Raw genomic sequence first — 21,838 nt, forward strand, 5'->3', positions numbered from 1 at the left:
TTCTTCTGCCCTCGGTCACGGCATTGCGGAGAAACCATGGTCACCCGCCTGCGACGTCGCATCGATCGGCACCCCCGCCTCGTCGAAGCGGCCTTCCTCCTGCTGGTCTACGCGGCCACCAGCAACCAGTACCGCCGGGTCGGCAACGACATTCTGTGGTGGCCGGGCTTCGCCCTCGCGGCAGTCACCTGTACGAGCCTGCTGGCGCGCCGTCGCCGGCCCGGCGCCGTTGTCGCCCTCACCACTCTCGGCACCGCCGTCGCAGGCTCCCAGGGCAGCACCTTCGGCCCTCTTCTGCTGCTCCCGGTTATCGTCGCACTGTACGAACTGGCTCTCCGAGCTTCTCAGCAAACCATCCGTACCTACGGTCTCCTGGTTGCTGTCGTCCTCGTGCCCTCTGCCCTGCGCTGGGATGTCGAGGACGAGCCCTGGGCGAACGAAGCGGTGAGCCTGGCCTTCTGGATCCTGCTGCCCATCCTGCACGGACTGGCCGTGCGAGCACGTCGCGCGTACATGGACACCGTCCGCACCCGCGCCGAGGACGCCGAACGCACCCGCCATGAGGAAGCACAACGCCGGGTCACCGAAGAACGCGTCCGCATCGCCCGGGAACTGCATGACGTCGTGGCCCACCACATGGCCCTCGCCAACGCCCAAGCCGTGACTGCCGCCCACCTGTTCCCCACTCATCCCGCACAAACCGGCCAGATCCTCACCGAGCTCACCGGCACGACCACGGCAGCGCTGCACGAACTCGAGGCCACAGTGGGCCTGTTGCGCCAGCCTGAGACCGCCGAGGAATCGCTGAATCCCGCACCTGGGCTTGACCGGCTGCCTGACCTGGTCGCTGCCTTCGCCGCCGCCGCACTGCACATCACGATCGCTGTCGACGGCCCCGTGAAGCCGCTGGCGGCCGGGGTGGACCTGAACGCCTTCCGCATTGTGCAGGAAGCACTGACCAACGTCGCCAAGCACGCTGGTGTGAACACGGCACATGTCCATCTCGCCTACGCCCGGGAACAGTTGACGATCACCGTGAGCAATAACAGAAGTCCGAACACTCCCCCGCGCGCACCCGGCGGAGGGTTCGGGCTCATCAGCATGCGAGAACGCGCTCAGTCCGTCGGAGGACGCTTCCGAGCGGGGCACCGCCCGGAAGGCGGCTTCGCCGTCACGGCCGAACTTCCCATCAACGCCAGACCAGAGAGTGGGTTCCATGACGATCCGCGTACTGATTGCCGACGACCAGGCCCTGCTGCGAGCGACCTTCCGGGTGCTGATCGACTCCTGTGACGACATGGAGGTTGTCGCCGAGGCCGCCGACGGGCAGCAGGCCATCACGCTGGCCGGCCTCCACCGCCCGGACGTCGTCCTCATGGACATCCGCATGCCCGGAACCGACGGGCTCGCCGCGACCGCCGCCGTCTGCGCACAACCCGAACTGCAGGCCACCCGCGTCCTCATCCTCACCACGTTCCAGACCAACGAGCACGTCGCCCAGGCCCTGCGCCTCGGCGCGAGCGGCTTCCTTGGCAAGAACACCACCGCCGACGCCTTCCTCGACGGCATCCGCACGGTCGCTTCCGGTGACGCCTTGCTGTCACCTCTGGCCACCCGCTCACTGATCACCCGCTTCCTCGCCACCCCCGCCCCCAACTCCGGCGCCCCCGACCTCGAGCAATTCGACAGCCTTACTCCGCGAGAGCGCGAGGTGCTGACCCTGGTTGCGGAAGGCAGATCCAATGACGAGATCGCCGACGCACTGTTCCTCAGCCCTCTGACCGTCCGCACCCACGTCCAACGGGCCAAAACCAAGACAGAGGCCCGCGATCGCGCACAACTCGTCGCCTTCGCCTACCAGGCGGGCCTTGTACAACCGCCGAGGTGACCGACAACCCGGACGTGCCCTGTCCTGACCGACGTCCAAGCCTCACTCAGAAGACGGGACACACGGCATCATGACTCACCTACGCTTCGTCCTGACCGGAATCCTCCTGTCCGTGGTGGCCCTGACCGTCGCCGTCGCCGAGACCCGGATGGACAACGACGCTGCTGGGCGCAGCGACCTGCAGGGCCCCTATGTCGCTCTCGGGGACTCCTACACCTCCGGTCCACGCATACCGGCGCAGAGTGGCAAACCCGCTGGCTGTGACCGCTCCGACCACAACTACCCGGCGCTGCTCGCCGCTCGGCTCAAGATCAGACCGGGCATGTTCCGCGACATGAGCTGCAGCGGCGCAACGACAGCGGACTTCGCCTCGCCTCAGTCCACCGACAACGGCCGCAATCCCGCACAGCTCTCCGCCCTTTCCAGCCGAACCCGGCTCGTGACCGTCGGCATAGGCGGCAATGACATCGGCTTCAGCAGCATGCTGACCCGCTGCCTCACCATGGGAGCGGCGTACAAGCTCATCACTCGCCACAAGGACGTTTCGGTCGACGCTCCCTGCCGAGAGCGCTACGTCAAGGACGGCACCGACAGTACGCAGCAGCGGATGACAGCGCTAAGAGCAGTACTGTCCGACCTGATGCAAGAGATCAGGCGGCGTGCGCCCAGGGCGCATCTCTACATCGTCGGCTACCCCGCGATCCTGCCGCCCGGCGACACGGGATGCGGACGCGCCCTTCCCCTTGCTCCCGGTGATATCGCCTACCTGCGGGAGAGGGAAGGCCGGCTCAACAGGGTGCTGCGGCAACAGGCCCACACGGCCGGCGCCACCTATGTGGACACCGAAACCGAATCCCGGAAGCACAGCGCCTGCTCAGCCCAGGACACACGATGGATCGAGCCGTTGATCCCCATCAGCCCGGCGGCACCGGTACACCCCAACGCTCGCGGACAACGCGGAGTCACGCAGATCATCCTGCGCGCCATGAGAGCAACACGGTGAGCTTGGCCGGACCACGTACTCGGCTCCGCACGAGGCTGAGCAGCCTCTGACCGGCGGGGCCGGCCCGCCGAACCGGAAGCCTCGATGCCCCTCCCGACCCTTCAACGGGCCACGGACGGTGTAACGCACACCGCTTTGATCGGGGATTCGGTTGTATTGCGCATGCTTCGACATGTCGGACGTTGCAGGGCGAAAGGAATTCCCCAATTGATGAGCGCATGAGGAAGAACACCCGCCGCCTGCTGCTGTCCGCCGTGCCACAGCTGATGGATTTCATGCCGGCATAGCTGCCACTTATCCATATACAGACGAACAGCGCATTTTGGTGATCACCATGGAGCAGCCGGAATAGCTCTCGGGAACGAGATCAATTCGTTCCCGTCCTCTACACATATGGTTACCCGATTTCCTAAGGTTTTCGACGTGCCAATTCGTGCCCAGCAGCAGGTCATCGGTACCGGCCAGCTCGGTGAGCAAGTGGTGGCGGGTGGTTCGCGCCTCGGCGGGATCGACGTCGCCGACGCCACCCATGTCGGGGTACGCCAGTTGCACGGGATGATGCAAGCTGTCGCCGCTGATCAGCGCATTGCGGACGGTGCCTGTCAGCCTGACCGACAAGTGGCCGGGCGTGTGGCCGTGTGTCGGTACCAGGCGGACGCCGTCGGCCACCTCAAGGCCTGAGGCGGGGATGTCGAGCAGGTCGTACAGACCGTTGTCACGGATGGGCTGCAGGGAGTCGCGGTGCACCTGAGCGACTTCCTCGTCGCTTTCGGCGGCGGCGGTCCAGTAGTCCCATTTTCCCTGCGGTCGGTGAGGTAGCGGGCGTTCGGGAAGGTCGGTGTCCAGCGGCTGTCGACCAGGTGGGTGTTCCAGCCGACGTGGTCGACGTGCATGTGCGTGGTGATCACCAGGTCGACGGTGTCCGGGGCGAAACCCGCGGCGGTCAGCCGGCGCAGCAGCGGGGTCTGCAGGTTGTCGGCGTCGGGTATCTGCCGGGCTTGTCGTTGCCGATGCCGGTGTCGACCAGGATGCGCTTGCCGTTCACCTCGATCGCGAAGATGTGAACGTGCATCGCAAAGGCTGTGCCGTCGGTGAAGTGGGGTTGCAGCCAGGTGTGGTGCAAGTGTTCCGGTGTGGCATCGGGCAGCAGCCATCGACTGGTTGCCGGCGACATGTCGATTTCGTCGACTCGGCGCACGACGATGCCTCCGAGGTCCCAGCCCAGGAAGGCCGGGGATACACGGCTTGTGAACACTTTGAATCCATTCGTCTTGTCTGACCGCCGGTTCCGTGGGCCGACTCCAGGACTGTCGGTCACCTTTCGTAAGTATGTACCTTTTTGTGAGCTGGTGGCATGGCGGTGAGTGAGCAGTTCAGGGATGTTTTCGCCCAGCTTCCGGCAGACTCTTTCGACAAGGACTGCCCGACGCGGCCGGTGATGGCCCAAGTGACCGGCCGGTGGGGTGCGTTGATCATCGCTGCGCTGGTTCCTGGACCGATGCGCTTCTCCGGCCTTCACCGGCACATCGGCGGCATCAGCCAGAAAATGCTGTCGCAGTACCTCAAGTCGGTGGTGCGGTACGGGCTGGTCGAACGCCTGGTGGAGCCGACCGTCCCGCCACAGGTCACCTACAGCCTGACGCCACTCGGGCGGAGCCTGGCGCAGCAGCTGTGCGCGCTGCTGAACTGGTTCAGCGCCAACACCCCGGCGCCGCAGGCCGCCCGGCAGAGCTACGACGCTGTCGATTCCCCGGCCCGGTAGCGTGTCACGGGGCTGCTTGCCGGCGCACCTCGGCCTCCTCGACGCGGTCTGACACCCGGTATGTGGTACACCTCGACGTCGCCGGAGGAGGCGGCGGCCACACCGGACTGCTTGAGTTGCACCGCGGTCGGCCCGACGGGCTCGGAGCCGAGTCCCGGGCCGGTGAGGACCGGGACGGCGTCCTGCGCCTGCTTCCCCACCCGGTAACCGAAGATGTTCCCGTCCCCGGTGGTCACGACCCTGTGCCGCACCTCGATCAGGTGAGCGGCCTGTCGGTGTCCGTCCAAGTGGCAGCTACGTGCTCGGAGTCGGATAGCAGTTCAGACAGCAGTACGGTCCGCTGCCAGATCCAGCGCGATGTCGGTGATCATGTCCTCCTGGCCGCCGACCATGCCGCGCCGACCGGCTTCCACAAGGATGGCCCGGGTATCGACGCGGTAGCGGCGGGAGGCGGCTTCGGCGTGACGCAGGAAGCTGGAGTACACGCCGGCGTAGCCGAGGGTGAGGGTCTCGCGGTCGACGCGGACCTCGCGGTCCTGGAGGGGGCGTACGACGTCGTCGGCGACGTCCATCAGGGGGAACAGGTCACAACCGTGCTCCCAGCCCATCAGGTCGGCGACGGCGACGAAGGCTTCGACGGGGCAGTTGCCGGCCCCGGCGCCCTGGCCGGCGAGGGAGGCGTCGACACGGGTGACGCCGTTCTCGACGGCGACGACGGAGTTGGCGACGCCGAGGCCGAGGTTGTGGTGGGCGTGGATGCCGATGCCGGTGGCCGCGTCGAGGGTGTCCCGGTAGGCGCGGACGCGGTTGCGGACGCCGTCCATGGTGAGCCGGCCGCCGGAGTCGGTGACGTACACGCACTGGGCCCCGTAGGACTCCATCAGCTTGGCCTGGCGGGCGAGTTCGGCGGATTCGGCCATGTGGGACATCATCAGGAACCCGGCCACGTCCATGCCCATCTCGCGGGCGGCGGTGATGTGCTGGGCGGAGATGTCGGCCTCGGTGCAGTGGGTGGCGACGCGCACCGAGCGGATACCGAGGGCGTGGGCCTGCTTGAGGTCGTGCAGGGTGCCGATGCCGGGGAGGAGGAGGGTGGTGGGGATGGCCTGGGTGACGGCGCCGACGACGGCCTCGATCCACTCCCAGTCGGTGTGGGCGCCGACACCGTAGGTGATGCTGGAACCGGACAGGCCGTCGCCGTGGGCGACCTCGATGGCGGCCACCCCGGCGGCGTCGAGGGCGGTGGCGATGATGCAGGCCTGCTCGACGGTGTAACGGTGGCGGACGGCGTGCATGCCGTCCCTGAGGGTCACGTCCTGGACGTACAGAGAGGTCATCGGGGGGCCACCTCCGCGGCACGGTGGGCAGCCATGCGTTCGGCGGTGCTCAGGGCGGCCGAGGTCATGATGTCGAGGTTGCCGGCGTAGGCGGGCAGGTAGTGGGCAGCGCCCTCCACTTCGAGGAAGACGGACACCTTGACGGCGCCGGACCCGCCGGGGGCGAGGGCGCGCAGCGGGTCATCGGGCGCGACCCGCTCGAACTGCACCTTCTGCTTGAGGCGGTAGCCGGGCACGTAGGTCTGTACGCGGGCGACCATCTCCTGCACCGAAGCGGTGACGGCCGTGTCGTCGCACTCGCCGACCAGGCAGTACACGGTGTCCCGCATGATCAACGGGGGTTCGGCCGGGTTGAGGACGATGATTGCCTTGCCCCGGGCGGCGCCGCCCACCTTCTCGATGGCCGACGAGGTGGTCCCGGTGAACTCGTCGATGTTGGCCCGGGTGCCCGGGCCGGCCGAGCGGGAGGAGATCGAGGCGACGATCTCGCCGTAGTGCACGGGGGTCACGACGGCCACGGCGGCGACGACCGGGATGGTGGCCTGGCCGCCGCAGGTGACCATGTTGACGTTCAGCGCGTCGAGGTGCTCGTCGCCGTTGACCGGCGGGACGACGTACGGGCCCAGCGCGGCCGGAGTGAGGTCCACGACCTTGCGCCCCAGCGAGCGCAGCACCTCGTCGTGACGGCGGTGCGCGCCGGCGGAGGTGGCGTCGAAGACCACCGACACCTCCGCGAACTCGTCCAGCTCCACCAGACCGTCGACGCCCTGGTGGGTGGTGGCGACCTTCAGGCGGCGGGCGCGGGCCAGACCGTCGGAGTCGGGGTCGATGCCGGCCATGGCGGCGATCTCCAGGGAGTCGGAGAGCCGCAGGATCTTGATCATCAGGTCGGTGCCGATGTTGCCCGACCCGATGACGGCGACCTTCGTGCTCATGCTGCCGCTCCTTCCGCGAAGCTCGTCGTGACCGTTCCGAGTCCTTCGATGCGCGCGGTGAACTCGTCGCCCTCGGCGGCGACCACCATCGGGCCGAGCGCGCCGGTGAGGACGATGTCGCCGGCCCGCAGCGGGTCACCGAGGCCGGCGAGGGTGGAGGCCAGCCAGAGGGCCGCGAGGAGCGGACTGCCCAGGCAGTCGGCGCCAGTGCCCTCGGAGACGGTCTCGCCGTTCTTCGTCAGGGTCATCGTCACGGCGCGCAGGTCGACACGGTCCAGGCGGACGGGGGTGGCGCCGAGGACGTACAGGCCGCAGGAGGCATTGTCGGCGACCGTGTCGACGATGCCGATGTCCCAGTCGGCGATGCGGCTGTCGACGATCTCCAGCGCGGGTAGCGCGAACACCGTGGCCCGCAGCAGGTCGGCGACGGTCGGGTCCCGGTACGGCAGGTCCGTGCCCAGCATCAGGGCGACCTCGGCCTCGACCTTCGGCTGGAGCAACCGTCCGGGGGCGATCGGCTGTCCCTCCGGGACCGCCATGTCGACGAACAGCGCGCCGAAATCCGGCTGGTCCACACCGAGCTGCCGCTGCACGGCAGGGGAGGTCAGGCCGATCTTGCGGCCGGCCAGGCGCCGCCCTTCGGCTACGGCACGGTCGATGGACAGCCGCTGCACCGCGTAGGCAGCCTCGATGTCCTGCTCGGGCAGGAGCGAGCGCACCGGCGGACAGGGCACTCCCGTGCGGACGGCCTCGTCGAGGGCGGTAGCCGCCTTCATCACGGCGTCGGCGGACTCGTCACCGCTCATACCGACCTCCCTGGCGCAGTGGTGCGGTGGTGGGGAACGGGCATGCGAGGTACCTCCGGAAAGGAGTGACGGTGTCTTGACGGTGAGCAACAGCAAGCACGCCCATGCAGGTCGGACGGAAAGTACGGGTGGGGACCGGGGAGCGGCCGCCGCCGTACCGTTCCGCCCGACTGCGCGCGTACTCATGAAGTGGGTTGAGAATGTGCACGTCGACCGGCTCGTCCCGGATCACGACCGGTAGCGGGGAGGACGTCTCCTCGCCCACGCCCGTCCGTCCCCCCTCGACGTCGTGGCCTTCGCGGACCTGCACAGCAGCGGGCAGGCGGGGGGTACGGTGTGACGCGGCAAGTCCGCCGGAAACGGTTCACTCCGGCCGGAGGGTCTGCTTCCCGGGCGCCTGCTCCACCTCGAAGGTCGAGCCGATGCCCATTCCGGTGATCCACTCCGGGACGGGTTCGTAACACGTCCACACCAGCGGCAGGTCGACCGCGGCCCTTCCGATCAGCCAGGTGCGCACCTCGTGGCCACCACTGCCCGCCCGCTCCTCCAGACACTCGTCCCCCAGGGCCGCCACGTCGTCCAGCTCACCGGTGGCGATCCTCTCCAGGAACCACCGGTCCCAGTCGGCGTTCACCCGGGCCGCGGGGTCCCCGCCCATGGCACGCACCCGTGCTTCGCGTGACACGGCGACCGCGTGGACGTCCCGGCGCCCGTGGATCACCGACTCGCGCCGGGCTCCGTCGATCGAGGGATCACGCGGGTCGTTGGACGGCAGCCAGTGCGACAGACCGCCACTGGCGATGACCAGCACCCGTCCGGGGAACGCCGAGCCGCGGATCGCCGCGCCCAGGGTGCGTCCCAGTCGTACGCAGCGTCCCAGGTCCGGCAGCGGTGGCGCCGCTGTGTTGACGACCAGAGGCACCAGTGGAAGCGGGCGCTTACCGGTCACCATCTCCCAGCTCTGCACCACTCCGTGGTCCACCGTCAGCGCGTACGACAGCGACAGGTCGAAGCCGGCGTGGGCCAGCGTGTCACGCACCGCCCACGCCAGGTCGCGGGCGACCGGCAGCTCACCGGCCCGGCTGCCGAAGTCCCCGAACCCGGTCACTTCCTCGACCCCCAGCGCGAACGGGGGCATCAGGTCGTAGAAGTTGGTGTGGAAGTGGTCGGGGCCGATGACCACGACGGCGTCCGGTGCCAGCCGCTCGACCGCGGTCGCCACTCGGGCGACACCGTCGAGGAAGAGCGCTCCGGGCGTCGCCGGGCCGGTGGGCGGAAGCAAGGTCGCGAACGGCGAGTGGGACATGCCGACGAACCCGACGATGTCACTCATGGCAGGTCCTCATCACCGAGACCACCGAGACCACCGAGAGCACCGAGACCACCGAGGAGGAAGCGACGGTGGGCTTCGAGGAAGGCGGCGGGCTTCTCCCACTGCGGCCAGTGACCGGCGTCCGCGATCACGTGCAGCTGGGCGTCGGGCAGCCAATCCAGCAGCAGGCCGGCCTCGTCGAGTCCACCGGTCGGGTCGTGCTCGGTCCACAGCAGCAGCGTGGGGGCGGCGATCCGGCCCACCCAGGAGGGATCCCAGGCGAAGTCCTGGCGGATCAACGGGTCTTGCAGCACCAGAGTGTGGGAGACGGCCCGCAGGAATCCGGGACGGGTGTAGACCGCGCGACGCAGGTTGACCAGTTCGTCGGTCACCATCTCCTTGTGGTGGAAAAGGAACTCGACACGGGAGCGGACCGTGGCGTCGCTGGGGTCCTTGACGGCGGCGAGGGTGCTGTCACGCACCCGGGCCATCACCTCGGGCTTGTTCGTGATGTTGCCCGGGGTGTTGAGCACCATCCGCGCCACCCGGTCGGGGTGGTGAGCGGCCGCCCAGGCGGCCACCCAGCCACCGAGTGACTCACCGGACAGGTGCGCCCGTCGGATGCCGAGGGCGTCCATCACCGCGAGGAGGTGGGCGGCGAGTACATCGGTGGTGTACGGGTGGTCCGGCAGGTCCGACCACCCGTGGCCGATCATGTCGTAGGCGGTGACGCGGAAGTCGGCGGCCAGGCCCGCGATGTCCCGGGCGTACGCCTCGAGATGACCACCGGTCCCGTGCAGCAGGACGAGGTCGGGACCGGCCCCGGCCCGCAGGACCCGGGTACGCACTCCGGCCGCGTCGACATGCAGCACCTCGTGGTCGACGTCGGCGAGTTCGCCCCAGATGCTGATGTGCTCCGGTGGTGCACCGCTCATCGTGTGTCCCCCTCGAACCGGGCCCGTGCCTCGTCGACGGTGGCCAGCCCGGCGCTCTGCCGGCGGCCGAGACCCAGCAGGCCCAGCAGACGCGAGTTCTCGATCGTCAGGAATTCCACGGGATGTTCCTCCGAGTCGTTGTAGTGCCGGTGCCAGGTCCACGGCGGGGTGTAGACGAAGTCGCCGGTGGACCAGGACACGCTGTCGTCCTCGATCTCGCTGTGGCCGTCGCCGGTGATGACGTAGTGGACCGTCTCGTGGTGGTGGCGCTGCATGTCGGAGCTGAGGCCCGGCGGGATGGTCTGGCGGAAGATCTCGAATGTCGTGGTGGGCAGCTGTCCGGCGATGGACAGCTGTGTGGGGTTGTGCACCTGGTCGGCGGGCAGCGGTTCGAGTTCGTCGGCGCGTACCACGACCGGCCGGGCGGTACCGGGTCGGACGGTGTCCGAGATCGAGGCGAGGAATCCCGCCATGGAGAATCCGGGTGCCGGCTGGTCCATCAGATCGTCTCCGTTCGTCCGCCGTCGACCGTCAGCACGGTCCCGTTGATGTAGGCGGCCTGCGGTGAGGCCAGGAAGGCCACCGCGGCGGCGACCTCTTCGGGAAGACCGGGGCGTCCCGCGGGGACGGTCGCGGTGTCCTGGGCGTCCAGCGTCGCCGGCGGTTCACCGGTGGCGTCGGCGCGGGCGGACAGGATCTCCCGGCGCCGGTCGGTCGCGATGGGGCCGGGCGCCACACAGTTGACCGTCACGCCGTTGGCCGCGAACTCCCGCGACAGCAGTTTGGCCACCGCGGTCGCCGCCGAGCGCAACGCCACCGAGGTCGCGAGGTCGGGCTGGGGCTGACGCACCGCGGTGGAGGTCACGAACACCACACGGCCGAAGCCACGCCGGGCCATCCCCGGCAGGAGCAGCCGGGCCAGCCGCAGTGGTCCGGTCACCAGCAGGCCGAAGGCGTCGCACCACTGTTCGTCGGTCACTTCCAGAACACGTCCGGGCGGTGGCCCTCCCGCGTTGAGTACGAGGACATCGAACGGGCCGTACCGCTCCTCGGCGTCCGCCACCGCGGCCGGGTGGCCCGGGTCGGCGATGTCCCCCGCCAGGGGGTGCACCGGGGCGGCGGTACCCTCCGACAGACGCCGCGCCGCCTCCCCCAGGGCGTCGGCCCGGCGGCCGGTGACGACCACCTGGTGTCCGGCGCGGGAAAGGTGCGCGGCGACGGCGTACCCGATTCCCGAGCCGCCCCCGCCCACCAATGCGTTGCGCGTATGAATGGCGTCCTCCTCGTTGCCGGCCCTGTGCCGCCGATCGCGACGCCGTTAGTGTGTGCGGCATGACGAAGGGAAGCCAACGATGAGTCCCACTGAGCGGGATCCCACGTGTGTCCCGGCCGGTGGTCTGGAACGTGCTGCGGTCATCCTGGGCGCCTTCGACGACACTCATCGGGAGCTGACTCTGGCCTCGCTGGTCGCCCGGTGCGGGATGCCACGGTCGACCACCCACCGCACTGCCGAGCGGATGATCCGGCTGGGCTGGCTGGACAAACCGCGGGACCGCTACCGGATCGGCAACCGGCTGTTCGAGATCTCCGGGCTGGCCCCCGTCCGGCACGAGCTGCGGGAGGCCGTGCTGCCGTTCCTCCAGGACCTGCACCACGCCACCCGTAACACCGTCCAGCTCGGAGTGCTGGACGACACCCGGGTGCTCATCGTGGAGAAGATCACCGGCCACCGGCCGATGCCCATGCTCAGCCAGGTCGGTGGCATGATCCCGGCGTACTGCTCGGGGCTGGGCCGGGCGATTCTCGCCCACAGCGACGCCGCCACGGTCGAGGCGGTCCTGGATGCCGGCCTCACCGCACGCACCCCGCGCACGCTGACGAGCCGGGTCGCGGTGCTGCGCGAGTTGGCCGCGATCCCCCAGCGCGGCTGGGCGCTGGACCGCGAGGAGGGCAACATCGGAGTGAGCTGCGTGGCGGCGCCCGTGTTCGGCCCGTTCGGAGACGTCGTCGCCGCCCTGTCCGTCACCGGCCCGACAACCGTGGTACGTGCCGATCGGGTGGGGCCCGCCGTCCGGCTCGCCGCGGCCGCCGCCTCCCGGGCCTCCTTGCGGCGCCGCTGACCCCGCGGGGAACCGGGTCCCGGTGAGCGGGACAAGTGTTTGGCCCGCCGGTCCTGTCGCCTCCATGCTGTTTCCTCACATCACGCCGAACCCCGCCGCCCGGTGGCGGTGTCGGCGCCGACATGTCTCGGAGGAGATGACGATGACCCTCGGTGGCGGCTACATGCTCCCGTCCCGCGACGGGCACGACATCCCGGCGATCGGGCTCGGGATCACCATGAAGGCGGACGGCGCAGCCACCCGCGACGCCTATTCGTTGTTCGAGTACGCCATTCCTCCGGAGACCGACGGTCCGCCGCCCCATGTGCACACCCGGGAGGACGAGTCCTTCGTCTGTCTGGCGGGCCGGCTCGACGTCCACCTCGGCGGCCGGGACTTCGTTCTGCAGCACGGCGACTACCTGTTCCTGCCGCGCGACGTCGTCCATGCCTTCCGCAACCCGTACGGCGACGAGGCCCGGGTCATGTCCGTGGTGTCGCCGGCGGGTCTGGAGAAGTATTACCGAGCGCTCGCCGATATGCCGCCGGGTCCGAAGGATCTGGGCCTGCTCAAGCAGATCATGAGCGACTTCGGCATCGAACTGCAGCTGCCGCCGGAGGTGGGATGACGATGCGGATCGCCGTCATCGGCGCCGGAGCCGCCGGCCTCGTCACTGCGAAGGTGCTCTTCCGGGCGGGTCACGAGGTCGAGGTCTTCGACCGGACCCCCGACGTCGGCGGAGTGTGGAGCCGCACGCGCCGTTACCCCGGTCTGACCACACAGAGCCCGAAAGGGCAGTACTCCTTCTCCGACCATCCCTACCCACGCGACTGCCCGGAGTGGCCTACCGGCGCCCAGGTGCAGGAGTATTTCGCCGGCTACGCCACCGCCAGCGGTCTCGATCCCCTCCTGCGGCTGAACACGGAGGTGGTCGCCCTCCGTCCGGCGGCGGAGGGCAGGTGGACGGTCCGCACTCGCGACGCGGCCGGAGAACACGCGGAGACGGAGTACGACCGGGTCGTCGTCGCCAACGGCATCTTCTGCGAGCCTGCCGTACCGGACTACCCGGGGCTGGAGGAGTTCACCGCGGCCGGCGGCCGGCTGTGTGCCGGGACCGAGTTCCACGACACGCTCGAGGCGCGGGGCCGTCAGGTGCTGGTCGTGGGATACGGCAAGTCGGCGTGCGACCTGGCCGTCGCGGTCAGCGGCACGGCTGCCGGCACCCACGTCATCGCCCGCCGGTTGCTGTGGAAGATCCCGCGCAGGATCGCCGGTGTACTCAACTTCAAGATGCTGATGCTGACCCGTTTGGGTGAAGCGTTGTTCCGTTACGTCCGGCTGCGGGGGTTCGAACGTTTCCTGCACGGACCGGGTGACGGACTGCGCCGCGCGCTGCTCAACTCGCTCGGCTCGGTCTCGATGCGCCAGTTCCGCCTGCGACAGCTGAAGCTGGTCCCGTCCGGCCGGATGGAGCACATCATCACCACAGCCGTCGGACTGGCCACCGAAGGCTTCTTCGAGAACGTCACCGACGGCAGCATCACCGTGCATCCGGACACCACCATCACCCGCCTCGCCGCAGGCCCGACCGGACCGCTCGCACACCTGGCCGACGGCACCGTACTCCCCGCCGACCTGATCGTCTGCGCCACCGGTTTCCGCCAGGACCTGCCCTTCCTCGACAAGGACACCCGGCAAGGACTGACGGACACACACGGCAACTTCATGCTCTACCGCCAGATCCGCCCCCTCGACGCCCCCGGACTCTATTTCAACGGCTACAACTCCTCGTTCATGAGCCCGCTGAACGCCGAGATCGCAGCACTGTGGATCGCCGCCGACCTGGCAGGCGCCGTACCGCTGCCCGAGCCGGCCGAGATGCGCCGGACGGTCGTCGACCAACTGGCCTTCATGGACACCGCCACGAACCGCCACCACTGCCGGGGCGCGAAGATCATCCCCTTCTCGATGCACAACGTCGACGAGATGCTGGAAGACCTCGACGCGCAGATACCCGCACGGATACGGGCCACCCACTGGATCAAACCCGTCGATCCCTCGGCCTACCGCAGCGTCACCCCGACCCTGCTCGCCCGGCTGACCACCCCGCCCACCACCGAACCGCAACCGGACACAGCCGCCTGACACCAGGAAGAACCCACGGCTGTCCGGCTCCCCGGTTCACGCCCCGCTCCCACGAGAGCGCGGAAAAGGATTCCGCGGTGAGGCAACGGTCTCGGCCTCCCATGGCCTCTTCCGACCATCTAGGAGGTGCTCATGGGGGTTCGAAAACAGGCCGAGGACAGAGAGTTCCAGGCCTTCGTCGTCGGCCGCTGGCCGCGACTGATGCGCACGGCATTCCTGCTCACGGGGGAGCAGCACGCCGCGGAGGATCTGGTCCAGTCGACACTGGAACAGGTCTATGTGGCCTGGCACAGGGTCGCCTCGGCCAACGCCCCGGAGGCGTATGTACGACGAGTGATGATCAACGCGCATGCCCGCAGGTACCGCAGGAAACTGCGGGAGTTCCTGGCGCCCAGGAGCGAGGACGCGGGCCTGGCACACGAGGTGGCCGACACCGGTGACCGGATCGCCCAGGCCGACGACCGCCACACGCTGCTGGAGGCACTGGCCAAACTGCCGGCACGGCAGCGGGAAGCAGTGGTCCTGCGCTACTGGGAGGACCTCACCGAGGTACAGACGGCCGAGGCGATGGGCTGTTCGGTCGGCACGGTGAAGAGCAACGCGGCCAAGGGGATCGCGAAGCTGCGCGCCCTGTCGGGACTGGCGGAGACAGTGACGCAGGGAGGACGAACGTGAAAAGCGCGGACCGGGAGACGAGCCCCGACATGACACAGCACGACATCGCACTCCTGCTGGCCGACGCAGCCGACGAGGTGAAGATCGGCGTAGCCCCCGCCCAGGCGCTGATTCGCGGCGGCCGCCGCCGCAGGGCCCGTCGCTGGGCGGTCGTGGCGACCACCACCCTGGTCGTGGCCGGCTCCACGGGGGCTCTGGCCCTGACGGGGCTGTCCGGTGACGGCGACCGGGGGGTGCCGCCGGCGAGCCGGTCGGTCGCCGGCACGGAGGCACCCGAACCGCACATGCGGACGACCCTGGCGAGTGGCACCGACGCGGGAGTGCCGTGGAGGGTGTACATCGACGTGTGGAAGGCTCCGGCGGACACGGCGGAGGCACGGGCCGCCCTGGCGGCGATGGCCGAGTTCGGCGAGCACCCGGAGGACGTCTCCACGGCCTCCGAACTGGTGGGCAAGGCCGCGCACTTCGTGCACCGGGTCACCGGTGAGGAGGCGAGGACCACTCAGATCGCGGACATGGTGCTGCCTGAGGACGACGTCCTGTCCGGCGGCGAGTACGGGGCCGTCACGCTCCCGCTGCTCCCCGAGAACGACACGGCCCCGCGCCTGGTGGTCGGCCAGGTCGCCGGGACCGCCCGGGAGGTCACCTGCACCTGGAAGGACGGCACGTCCACCAAGGTCGGCCGTGCGTCCGCGGCCACCGAGGCGAACGCCGCCGTTCCGGTCATCCACAGCCCCGAGCACTCGCCCTACGACTGGTTCGTCTGCCTGGCGCCGAAGTCCACCGCGTACGAGGGGATCAAGGTGACGAAGTAGACGAAGCGGGAGTCCGAGTGCGGGGCTCGGGGGGGCCGCCGGACGACGGTTCGCGACGGCGCTCGGACAACAGCCTCCTACAGCCCCCGTCTTGTCGAAGAGTGGTGCCCGGCCGCCCGGTTGATCAGCCGATGGGCTCGGCCACGATGAGCTGGAACCTCTCGAAGGACAGCTTCACGGTGTTGTGCTGAGCGGTGGCAGTTCCGAGTGACGTGCCGGTGAACGGGTCGGTCAGGCGGTACCGCGTGCGGCCCAGACCGCGCAGCTCGACCGTCCCGTCCCACTGGTCGGCGTAGAAGGCGTAGTGGAGGGTCCGCTTCTTGGTCACGACATGTGCCTCGGGCTTGTCGAAACCGATGTCGTACAGCTCACCGCGGTACTCGCCGGTGGACAGCATGTTCTTCTCGTACAGCGACACCCACTTGCGCCAGAGGACCTCCTTCTCCGGGGTGAGGTCGGTCGCCTTGTCCGGGGCTCCGGTTCCGGGGAGGGTGAACTTGGTCGACAGGACGGCTCCGACCCCGTAGGAGGACGCGAAGTCGTCGCCGTCGTCGCTCAGTTCGACGTGGTCGCCGGCGTAGCTGCTGCCCGCGCCCATCAGCGCCTTCATCGACTTGCCCTTGCTGCGGACCTGGTAGGAGGACTCCGGGTCCGAGCTGGGGTACTGGTCGACGTAGGGCAGGTTGTGGAAGGCGAAGGCGGTGCCGCAGGGGCAGAGTTCGACGAGGGCGTCGGGGTTCGCCGCGTGCACGGCTTCGTGGATCGCCTTCCAGAACCGGGCCACGCCCTCGGTGGATTCCTCGGGGCGGGCGTGCCGGTGCTCGGGGTTGTAGCAGGGCGCGACGCTGTTGAGGTGCTGGCCGTCGATCTTGAGCCCCTCGTACCCCCAGTCGCCGATGAACCTCTTCGCCTGCTCGACGAAGTAGTCCACGGTCGGCTGGTAGGCCGGGCAGAGCGTGTAGGCGTCCCACCAGGTGACGTCCTGCTTGTTGCCGTCGCGGTCCAGCAACAGCATGTCGGAGCGGTCCCGGATCAGGTTGCTGTCGGGGTCCGCCGCGAGCGGGGCCCACCACAGGCGCGGTCGCAGGCCGGCGTCCCGTATCTCCTTGGTGAAGGCCCGCATGTCCGCTTCGCCGCGCGGGAACTTCGCCGTGTCGATGTCCCAGTCGCCCTCATTGGTCTGCCAGCCGTCGTCGAGCGCGGCCCAGCGCAGGCCGACCTCGTGCACCTTCGGCAGCGCTGCGGTGATCTGCTCGGTGGCGAAGTCGCGCTCGTAGCCCCAGGCACACCAGATGGGCTCGAAGGCCGAGGCGGGGGCCTTGGGGGCGCGCTGGCCGATGTCGCTCATGTAGTCGCGGTACCGCTGGAGCGGCACGAAGTGGTCGCCCGGGAGGGCGGTCAAGAACGTGGTGCTGGTGCTGAGCCGACGGCCCGGCTTCAGGGTGCGGGCGGTGTCGTCCTGGATGGCGATGCTCGCTCCGGCGGCCGTTTTGCGGACCGGCATGCGCAGGATCGTCGCCACGGGCTCGACGTGTCCGACGGAAAGGCCCGCGCCCCGGCGCCAGACGGTCGCCAGCGGGGTGCCGCCGCCGTAGTCGGAGGAGTCCATCCCCAGCGAGTTCTCCTGGACGTAGCCGTCCTTCACCGGCGTCACCCAGTCGCGGCGGTCCGTGTGCGTGGTGCCGGAGAAGGTGTGGAAGCCGCCGGGAATCTCCAGGAGTTCGTGGGCCGCGTTGCGCCACCCGGTGACCTTCAGTGCGGTGGAGGACCTGTTGGTGTAGGTCGCCTTCATCACGATCATGCCGGCCAGACGCTCGAAGGAGGTCAGCTCGAGCGTCTTGTGTACGCCTTCCTCGGACGTGCCCTCGATCGTCACCCGGACGCCCGCGCCGTGGCGGGTGTGCCGGGTGGTGCGGGTCCGGTGTCCGCGGTAGGCGAACTTCCCGATGGTCGTATCGCCCACCAGCAGGGCTTCGCCGGCGTCGAAGCGAGTGAGGTCGATGCCCTTCAGCGCCACTCGGCTGCGCAGTTGGTCGTCGAACTCCAGGGTGATGGAGGTGTCGCCGACTCCGACGAGGTCAGGGTCCGAGTTCGGTGCGGCGGCCGCGGGTGAGGCGCCCATGGCCACGGCGGGGAAGGCGGCCAGGCCGGCACCCCCCAGCGCCACCTTCAGTACGCTTCGCCGGTTCATGTCCGTCATGTCGAACTCTCTTTCGGTCGTGCGTGCCCGCCTGGGGCAGCCGCCTCTGGTCCGTCGTTGTGGATCGTCGGAGTGGTGGAGCGTCGGAGTGGTGGATCGTCGGAGTCGAGCAGCGTGCTTGCGACGAAGCGACCGTCCGTAGCGCTGGTCAACACCTGGTCTGCTACCGGTTTTCGCGGTGGGTCGGTTGAGGTCGGGGGGACATGTGCCGTCCGAACGGGCACCCCGGTGCGAGGTCGCCTCCGGCGGCAGTGCGCAGCCATCCTCGGTGAGCTGCGACAACGTTGCCTCGATCACCGGAGGGTGCCCGGGGCGCGGCGAAACGGAGGGTCGCTCAGGGGCGACTTCCTCATCATCGGGTGGCCTGCGTCGAGAACGTAAGTGGTATTCGAGTGGCATGTCAACGGGTGGGCCGCTTGGCCGAGGGTTCGCGCCGTCGACCGGATTGGTATGTTTCTGGTATGACGGATGCGAGAACGCCGATGCCCAGAGGCCTGTTCGGGGACGACGTCCTCCCGTTGTACGAGCGCACAGCCGCGCAGTTGCTCGACGACCTGCGCGCCGCCGCCGCCCGCCCCGGTGACCGGCTGCCCTCCGAACGGGTTCTGGTCGACCGGTACGCCGTATCGCGTGTGACGCTGCGAGCGGCCCTCGCGCAATTGCAGTCGCGGGGCATCGTGCGGCCGTCGTCGTCGCGCGGGTGGTTCGTCGCCGAACTCGGTCTGCTCCCCGAGGCGACCATGACGTCCGCCTCGGCGGCCCCGCAGGTCCAGGGGTTCGCCGATTACGCCCAGGCCAACGGCTTGACGACGGCCGGCAAGGTGCTCTCCGCCACCGTCCGCCCGGCCACGGTGCACGAGGCCGAGCAGCTCCGGATCGCTCCGGGCGCCGACCTCTTCGACCTCCACCGGCTGCGCTTCCTGGACGGTCTGCTGGTCGTGCTCGAGCACAACCGGCTTCCCCTGGCGGCCTGCCCGGCCCTGGCCGACACCGACTTCAGCACGGCCTCGCTCTACGCCACCCTGCGCGCCGCAGACCCGCCGCAGCTGCCCCGCGTCGCCGACTATTCGGTCGAGGCCCGCCACCCGACGCCACGGGAGATCGAGCTGTTCGAGATCGAGGAGACCATGCCGATGCTGGTCGCGACCCAGCTGACGTCGAACCAGGAATCACGCCCGATCGAACTGACCGTCCAGGTCTACCGGGGGGACCGCTACCGGTTCCGGGCCTCCATCACCAACCCGGCTTAGACGTTCACCAACCGATCTTGGACGATCGCCCCGGATCGATGACCGACTGTTCAAGACCAGATGCATACCAGAATAAGACTGTTGACGAGCCCAAACAAGACCAGTACTGTCCGAAATGAGCCGCAGGCCATGACGGCACATTGGCTTGAGATGCGCGTTGAGTGAGGGGTTGGCGATGCAGAGCCCATTGAGCGAGGTGGTCCGGCGCCAGAAGGCCGGACAGCCGCAGGGCATCACCTCGGTGTGTTCGGCTCATCCGCTGGTCATCGAGGCAGCCGTGGTGCAGGCACGGGAGACCGGCGGTCATGTACTGGTGGAGGCGACCTCGAACCAGGTCGATCAGTACGGCGGTTACACGGGCATGCGGCCCGCGGACTTCCGCGACCTCGTGTACGGCATCGCCGCCGAAAGTGGTCTGCCACTGGACCGTGTGATCCTCGGCGGCGACCACCTCGGACCGAACCGGTGGCGGTCCCTGACGCCCGACGAGGCGATGGAGCGGGCCGACGCCCTGGTCGCCGCCTACGTGGCGGCGGACTTCACCAAGATCCACCTGGACTGCAGCTTCGCGTGTGCCGGTGACCCCGCACCGCTGACCGACGACGTGGTCGCCGAACGCGCCGCGCGGCTGATCCGGGTGGCCGAGGAGACGGCCGGCCCCGAGCGGGCAGAGCGGATCCGGTACGTGATCGGTACCGAGGTGCCCACGCCCGGCGGCGCGCACGAGACGCTCGACGCTCTCGTCCCGACCACGCCCGAGGCAGCGCGCACCACTCTGGAGCAGCACCGCAAGGCGTTCGTCCGACACGGCATCGACGAGGTCTGGCCACGTGTCATGGCCCTCGTCGTCCAGCCGGCCGTGGAATTCGACCACCTTCAGGTCGTCGACTACCGGCGGGAGCTGACCGAGGAACTGCGCAAGGTCCTCGACGACGAGCCCACCATGGTCTACGAGGCCCACTCGACCGACTACCAGACCGCAGAGGCGCTCGCCGCGCTGGTCGAGGACCACTGGGCGGTCCTCAAGGTGGGCCCCGGGCTGACCTTCGCCCTGCGCGAGGCGCTGTTCGCCCTCGCCGCGATCGAGAATGAGCTGGTGCCGGCCGCCGAGCGGTCAGGGCTTGCCGAGGTCGTCGAGCAGCGGATGCTCGCCGAACCGGCCACATGGGAGGGCTACTACCAGGGCGGCGCCGCCGAGCAGCGCCTCGCGCGCCGCTACAGCTACAGCGACCGGATGCGCTACTACTGGCCCGACCCCGAGATCGAAAAGGCCCAGGCCCGGCTGCTGGACAACCTCTCGGCCGTGGACATCCCCCTGCCGCTGCTCAGCGCACATCTTCCGCTCCAGTACGCCCGTGTCCGCCACGGCGAGCTCGCCGCCCGGCCGCGCGACCTGGCCGTGGACCACGTCCGCGATGTTCTGCGCGACTACGACCGCGCCTCCCACCCGAACCAGAAGGAGCACGTATGACCACGCCCTCCGGCACGCTGTCCTCGGACGACGGCGCTGCCCACACCGTCCGCGAGATCGCCCAGCAGCCCGCGCTGTGGCGCGAGGTCGACAAGACCGTCGCGGCCTCCCGGGACTCGCTGGACGCCTTCCTGCGTCCGCTCGTCGCCCGCGGCGACCTGCGCGTGGTACTCACCGGCGCCGGCACCTCCGCTTTCGCCGGCCAGGTGCTCCGGCCCGCCCTGGCCCGGCGGCTGGGACGGCGCGTCGACGCGGTCCCCACCACGGACCTCGTCGCCGACCCCCGCGGTTGTCTCGCCGAGGACGTGCCCACGCTGCTGGTCTCCTTCGCGCGGTCGGGTGACAGCCCCGAGTCCGTGGCCGCCACCGTTCTGGCCGACCAGGTTCTCTCCGAGGTGCACCACCTCGTGATCACCTGCAACGAGCAGGGCCGCCTGGCGCGCGAACACGCGGAGCTGCCGAAGTCACACGTGCTGCTGATGCCGCCCGGGTCCAACGACCGCGGCTTCGCCATGACGTCGAGCTTTACGTGCATGACGCTCGCGGCGCTGCTCGTCCTGGGCGGCAGCGCCTACGACGGCGTCGCCGAACGCCTGGCCCGGGCAGCCGAGTCGATCACCGGGAGCAGCGCTGTCGACCGCACCGTCGGCGCCCTCCTGGAGAGCGCGCCCGAGCGGATCGTCTTCCTCGGCAGCGGCCCGCTCAAGGGCCTCGCCGAGGAGTCGGCGCTGAAGGTGCTCGAGCTCACCGGTGGGACGCTCATGGCCGTCGCGGAGTCCGCGCTGGGATTCCGGCACGGTCCCAAGGCGGTGCTCAACGATCGTTCGGTCGTGGTGGTGTACATGTCGAACGACCCGTACACCCGCAAGTACGACCAGGACATCCATGCGGAGCTGCGCGCACATCTGCCCGCCGGCAGCATCGTCACGGTCTCCGCGGACTCCGGCGCGGGAACGGGGGGCACAGGCGCCGACGTCTGGCCGCTGCCGGGCCTCGACGGCGTCGAGGATGTCGCCCTGGCGCTGTCCGCCGTGGTGTACGCCCAGCTCATCGCTCTGCGCGCCTCCCTGGCCCGGGGTCTGCGGCCCGACAACCCGTTCCCCTCGGGTGAGATCAACCGCGTGGTGCAGGGCGTGACCCTGCACTCCTTGCACCACTGATCAAAGGCATCAACGGCGCGGATCGAGGGCGCCGGACGGAGGTAC

Annotated in this window: 23 protein-coding genes and 1 pseudogene; 12 read left to right on the forward strand and 12 right to left on the reverse strand. The window is 69.2% G+C overall.

The features are described from left to right. Positions 1 to 36: 36 nt before the first annotated feature. From QFZ75_RS08955 to QFZ75_RS08965, 3 genes are all read left to right on the forward strand, one after another. Positions 37 to 1,293, forward strand: coding sequence for a sensor histidine kinase (locus QFZ75_RS08955; protein WP_307535321.1), 1,257 nt, complete (start codon positions 37 to 39; stop codon positions 1,291 to 1,293). Further along, positions 1,217 to 1,888 carry a response regulator transcription factor gene (locus QFZ75_RS08960; protein ID WP_307535323.1) on the forward strand — a complete coding sequence of 224 codons (672 nt, stop codon included), beginning with the start codon at positions 1,217 to 1,219 and terminating at the stop codon, positions 1,886 to 1,888. The genes QFZ75_RS08955 and QFZ75_RS08960 overlap by 77 nt, the downstream gene beginning before the upstream one ends. Before the next feature lie 70 nt (positions 1,889 to 1,958). Continuing rightward, positions 1,959 to 2,891, forward strand: coding sequence for an SGNH/GDSL hydrolase family protein (locus QFZ75_RS08965; RefSeq protein ID WP_307535325.1), 933 nt, complete (start codon positions 1,959 to 1,961; stop codon positions 2,889 to 2,891). A gap of 294 nt (positions 2,892 to 3,185) precedes the next feature. Here the strand turns inward: QFZ75_RS08965 and QFZ75_RS08970 are convergent, their stop codons facing one another. The 3 genes and pseudogenes from QFZ75_RS08970 to QFZ75_RS08980 form a co-directional block, all read right to left on the reverse strand. Next, entirely contained in the window at positions 3,186 to 3,638 is a 453-nt protein-coding gene (locus QFZ75_RS08970) for an MBL fold metallo-hydrolase (RefSeq protein ID WP_307545101.1), read from the reverse strand. Between the two features lie 110 nt (positions 3,639 to 3,748). Then, positions 3,749 to 3,799 (reverse strand): annotated as a pseudogene (locus tag QFZ75_RS41085) (hypothetical protein); the annotation flags it as partial. A gap of 35 nt (positions 3,800 to 3,834) precedes the next feature. Continuing rightward, positions 3,835 to 4,146, reverse strand: coding sequence for a hypothetical protein (locus QFZ75_RS08980; protein WP_307545102.1), 312 nt, complete (start codon positions 4,144 to 4,146; stop codon positions 3,835 to 3,837). A 99-nt stretch (positions 4,147 to 4,245) separates the two neighbouring features. Between QFZ75_RS08980 and QFZ75_RS08985 the strand changes: the two genes are divergently transcribed. Further along, the gene (locus QFZ75_RS08985; RefSeq protein ID WP_307535327.1) at positions 4,246 to 4,653 is read left to right on the forward strand and encodes a helix-turn-helix domain-containing protein; all 408 of its coding nucleotides are present in this window, start codon (positions 4,246 to 4,248) and stop codon (positions 4,651 to 4,653) included. Here QFZ75_RS08985 and QFZ75_RS41090 read toward each other — a convergent pair. From QFZ75_RS41090 to QFZ75_RS09020, 8 genes are all read right to left on the reverse strand, one after another. Then, positions 4,623 to 4,940, reverse strand: a complete 318-nt coding sequence (locus tag QFZ75_RS41090; RefSeq protein WP_373465829.1) for an aconitase X — start codon at positions 4,938 to 4,940, stop codon at positions 4,623 to 4,625. The genes QFZ75_RS08985 and QFZ75_RS41090 overlap by 31 nt on opposite strands. 33 nt (positions 4,941 to 4,973) lie before the next feature. After that, positions 4,974 to 5,990, reverse strand: a complete 1,017-nt coding sequence (gene dmpG, locus QFZ75_RS08990; RefSeq protein ID WP_307535329.1) for a 4-hydroxy-2-oxovalerate aldolase — start codon at positions 5,988 to 5,990, stop codon at positions 4,974 to 4,976. Beyond that, the gene (locus tag QFZ75_RS08995) at positions 5,987 to 6,925 is read right to left on the reverse strand and encodes an acetaldehyde dehydrogenase (acetylating) (protein ID WP_307535331.1); all 939 of its coding nucleotides are present in this window, start codon (positions 6,923 to 6,925) and stop codon (positions 5,987 to 5,989) included. The genes dmpG and QFZ75_RS08995 overlap by 4 nt, the downstream gene beginning before the upstream one ends. Next, positions 6,922 to 7,731, reverse strand: coding sequence for a 2-keto-4-pentenoate hydratase (locus QFZ75_RS09000; RefSeq protein ID WP_307535334.1), 810 nt, complete (start codon positions 7,729 to 7,731; stop codon positions 6,922 to 6,924). Before QFZ75_RS09000 ends, QFZ75_RS08995 begins: the two co-directional genes overlap by 4 nt. A 364-nt stretch (positions 7,732 to 8,095) precedes the next feature. After that, on the reverse strand, positions 8,096 to 9,064 hold the full coding sequence (locus tag QFZ75_RS09005) for a 2,3-dihydroxyphenylpropionate 1,2-dioxygenase (protein ID WP_307535336.1): 969 nt from the start codon (positions 9,062 to 9,064) through the stop codon (positions 8,096 to 8,098). Then, positions 9,061 to 9,978 carry an alpha/beta fold hydrolase gene (locus QFZ75_RS09010; protein WP_307535338.1) on the reverse strand — a complete coding sequence of 306 codons (918 nt, stop codon included), beginning with the start codon at positions 9,976 to 9,978 and terminating at the stop codon, positions 9,061 to 9,063. The genes QFZ75_RS09005 and QFZ75_RS09010 overlap by 4 nt, the downstream gene beginning before the upstream one ends. Beyond that, the gene (locus tag QFZ75_RS09015) at positions 9,975 to 10,478 is read right to left on the reverse strand and encodes a cupin domain-containing protein (protein ID WP_307535340.1); all 504 of its coding nucleotides are present in this window, start codon (positions 10,476 to 10,478) and stop codon (positions 9,975 to 9,977) included. Before QFZ75_RS09015 ends, QFZ75_RS09010 begins: the two co-directional genes overlap by 4 nt. Continuing rightward, positions 10,478 to 11,230 (reverse strand): SDR family oxidoreductase, encoded by a 753-nt coding sequence (locus tag QFZ75_RS09020; protein WP_307544333.1) that lies wholly within the window; start codon positions 11,228 to 11,230, stop codon positions 10,478 to 10,480. The genes QFZ75_RS09015 and QFZ75_RS09020 overlap by 1 nt, the downstream gene beginning before the upstream one ends. A gap of 100 nt (positions 11,231 to 11,330) precedes the next feature. Here QFZ75_RS09020 and QFZ75_RS09025 point away from each other — a divergent pair, with 100 nt between their 5' ends. The 5 genes from QFZ75_RS09025 (at position 11,331) to QFZ75_RS09045 (ending at position 15,712) form a co-directional block, all read left to right on the forward strand. Then, the gene (locus QFZ75_RS09025) at positions 11,331 to 12,098 is read left to right on the forward strand and encodes an IclR family transcriptional regulator (RefSeq protein WP_307535342.1); all 768 of its coding nucleotides are present in this window, start codon (positions 11,331 to 11,333) and stop codon (positions 12,096 to 12,098) included. Between the two features lie 142 nt (positions 12,099 to 12,240). Continuing rightward, positions 12,241 to 12,705 (forward strand): cupin domain-containing protein, encoded by a 465-nt coding sequence (locus tag QFZ75_RS09030; RefSeq protein WP_307535344.1) that lies wholly within the window; start codon positions 12,241 to 12,243, stop codon positions 12,703 to 12,705. Beyond that, the gene (locus tag QFZ75_RS09035) at positions 12,702 to 14,222 is read left to right on the forward strand and encodes an NAD(P)/FAD-dependent oxidoreductase (protein WP_307535346.1); all 1,521 of its coding nucleotides are present in this window, start codon (positions 12,702 to 12,704) and stop codon (positions 14,220 to 14,222) included. Before QFZ75_RS09030 ends, QFZ75_RS09035 begins: the two co-directional genes overlap by 4 nt. A 132-nt stretch (positions 14,223 to 14,354) precedes the next feature. Continuing rightward, positions 14,355 to 14,897: a SigE family RNA polymerase sigma factor gene (locus QFZ75_RS09040; protein ID WP_307535348.1), complete on the forward strand. Its 543-nt coding sequence runs from the start codon at positions 14,355 to 14,357 to the stop codon at positions 14,895 to 14,897. After that, positions 14,894 to 15,712, forward strand: coding sequence for a hypothetical protein (locus tag QFZ75_RS09045; RefSeq protein ID WP_307535350.1), 819 nt, complete (start codon positions 14,894 to 14,896; stop codon positions 15,710 to 15,712). Before QFZ75_RS09040 ends, QFZ75_RS09045 begins: the two co-directional genes overlap by 4 nt. A gap of 124 nt (positions 15,713 to 15,836) precedes the next feature. Here the strand turns inward: QFZ75_RS09045 and QFZ75_RS09050 are convergent, their stop codons facing one another. Further along, positions 15,837 to 17,912, reverse strand: a complete 2,076-nt coding sequence (locus QFZ75_RS09050) for a glycoside hydrolase family 36 protein (protein ID WP_307535352.1) — start codon at positions 17,910 to 17,912, stop codon at positions 15,837 to 15,839. Between the two features lie 461 nt (positions 17,913 to 18,373). Between QFZ75_RS09050 and QFZ75_RS09055 the strand changes: the two genes are divergently transcribed. The 3 genes from QFZ75_RS09055 (at position 18,374) to QFZ75_RS09065 (ending at position 21,793) form a co-directional block, all read left to right on the forward strand. Further along, a complete protein-coding gene (locus tag QFZ75_RS09055) occupies positions 18,374 to 19,162 on the forward strand; it encodes a GntR family transcriptional regulator (protein WP_307535353.1) in 789 nt (262 codons plus the stop codon). A 175-nt stretch (positions 19,163 to 19,337) separates the two neighbouring features. Continuing rightward, on the forward strand, positions 19,338 to 20,633 hold the full coding sequence (locus tag QFZ75_RS09060) for a D-tagatose-bisphosphate aldolase, class II, non-catalytic subunit (RefSeq protein ID WP_307535355.1): 1,296 nt from the start codon (positions 19,338 to 19,340) through the stop codon (positions 20,631 to 20,633). Then, positions 20,630 to 21,793, forward strand: coding sequence for an SIS domain-containing protein (locus QFZ75_RS09065; RefSeq protein ID WP_307535357.1), 1,164 nt, complete (start codon positions 20,630 to 20,632; stop codon positions 21,791 to 21,793). The genes QFZ75_RS09060 and QFZ75_RS09065 overlap by 4 nt, the downstream gene beginning before the upstream one ends. The last annotated feature ends 45 nt before the right edge of the window (positions 21,794 to 21,838 follow it).

The sequence above is a fragment of the Streptomyces sp. V3I8 genome, from assembly GCF_030817535.1.
In the GTDB taxonomy this organism is placed as follows: domain Bacteria; phylum Actinomycetota; class Actinomycetes; order Streptomycetales; family Streptomycetaceae; genus Streptomyces.

Bases quoted from the DNA above. Each gene is read 5' to 3' on its own strand.
- QFZ75_RS09035 (WP_307535346.1), top strand. From the start codon at position 12,702: ATGACGATGCGGATCGCCGTCATCGGCGCCGGAGCCGCCGGCCTCGTC.
- QFZ75_RS09010 (WP_307535338.1), bottom strand. From the start codon at position 9,978: ATGAGCGGTGCACCACCGGAGCACATCAGCATCTGGGGCGAACTCGCC.
- QFZ75_RS09005 (WP_307535336.1), bottom strand. From the start codon at position 9,064: ATGAGTGACATCGTCGGGTTCGTCGGCATGTCCCACTCGCCGTTCGCG.
- QFZ75_RS08995 (WP_307535331.1), bottom strand. From the start codon at position 6,925: ATGAGCACGAAGGTCGCCGTCATCGGGTCGGGCAACATCGGCACCGAC.
- QFZ75_RS09055 (WP_307535353.1), top strand. From the start codon at position 18,374: ATGACGGATGCGAGAACGCCGATGCCCAGAGGCCTGTTCGGGGACGAC.
- dmpG (WP_307535329.1), bottom strand. From the start codon at position 5,990: ATGACCTCTCTGTACGTCCAGGACGTGACCCTCAGGGACGGCATGCAC.
- QFZ75_RS09025 (WP_307535342.1), top strand. From the start codon at position 11,331: ATGAGTCCCACTGAGCGGGATCCCACGTGTGTCCCGGCCGGTGGTCTG.
- QFZ75_RS09015 (WP_307535340.1), bottom strand. From the start codon at position 10,478: ATGGACCAGCCGGCACCCGGATTCTCCATGGCGGGATTCCTCGCCTCG.
- QFZ75_RS08965 (WP_307535325.1), top strand. From the start codon at position 1,959: ATGACTCACCTACGCTTCGTCCTGACCGGAATCCTCCTGTCCGTGGTG.
- QFZ75_RS08955 (WP_307535321.1), top strand. From the start codon at position 37: ATGGTCACCCGCCTGCGACGTCGCATCGATCGGCACCCCCGCCTCGTC.
- QFZ75_RS09030 (WP_307535344.1), top strand. From the start codon at position 12,241: ATGACCCTCGGTGGCGGCTACATGCTCCCGTCCCGCGACGGGCACGAC.
- QFZ75_RS08985 (WP_307535327.1), top strand. From the start codon at position 4,246: ATGGCGGTGAGTGAGCAGTTCAGGGATGTTTTCGCCCAGCTTCCGGCA.
- QFZ75_RS08960 (WP_307535323.1), top strand. From the start codon at position 1,217: ATGACGATCCGCGTACTGATTGCCGACGACCAGGCCCTGCTGCGAGCG.
- QFZ75_RS09000 (WP_307535334.1), bottom strand. From the start codon at position 7,731: ATGAGCGGTGACGAGTCCGCCGACGCCGTGATGAAGGCGGCTACCGCC.
- QFZ75_RS09065 (WP_307535357.1), top strand. From the start codon at position 20,630: ATGACCACGCCCTCCGGCACGCTGTCCTCGGACGACGGCGCTGCCCAC.
- QFZ75_RS09060 (WP_307535355.1), top strand. From the start codon at position 19,338: ATGCAGAGCCCATTGAGCGAGGTGGTCCGGCGCCAGAAGGCCGGACAG.
- QFZ75_RS09050 (WP_307535352.1), bottom strand. From the start codon at position 17,912: ATGACGGACATGAACCGGCGAAGCGTACTGAAGGTGGCGCTGGGGGGT.
- QFZ75_RS09040 (WP_307535348.1), top strand. From the start codon at position 14,355: ATGGGGGTTCGAAAACAGGCCGAGGACAGAGAGTTCCAGGCCTTCGTC.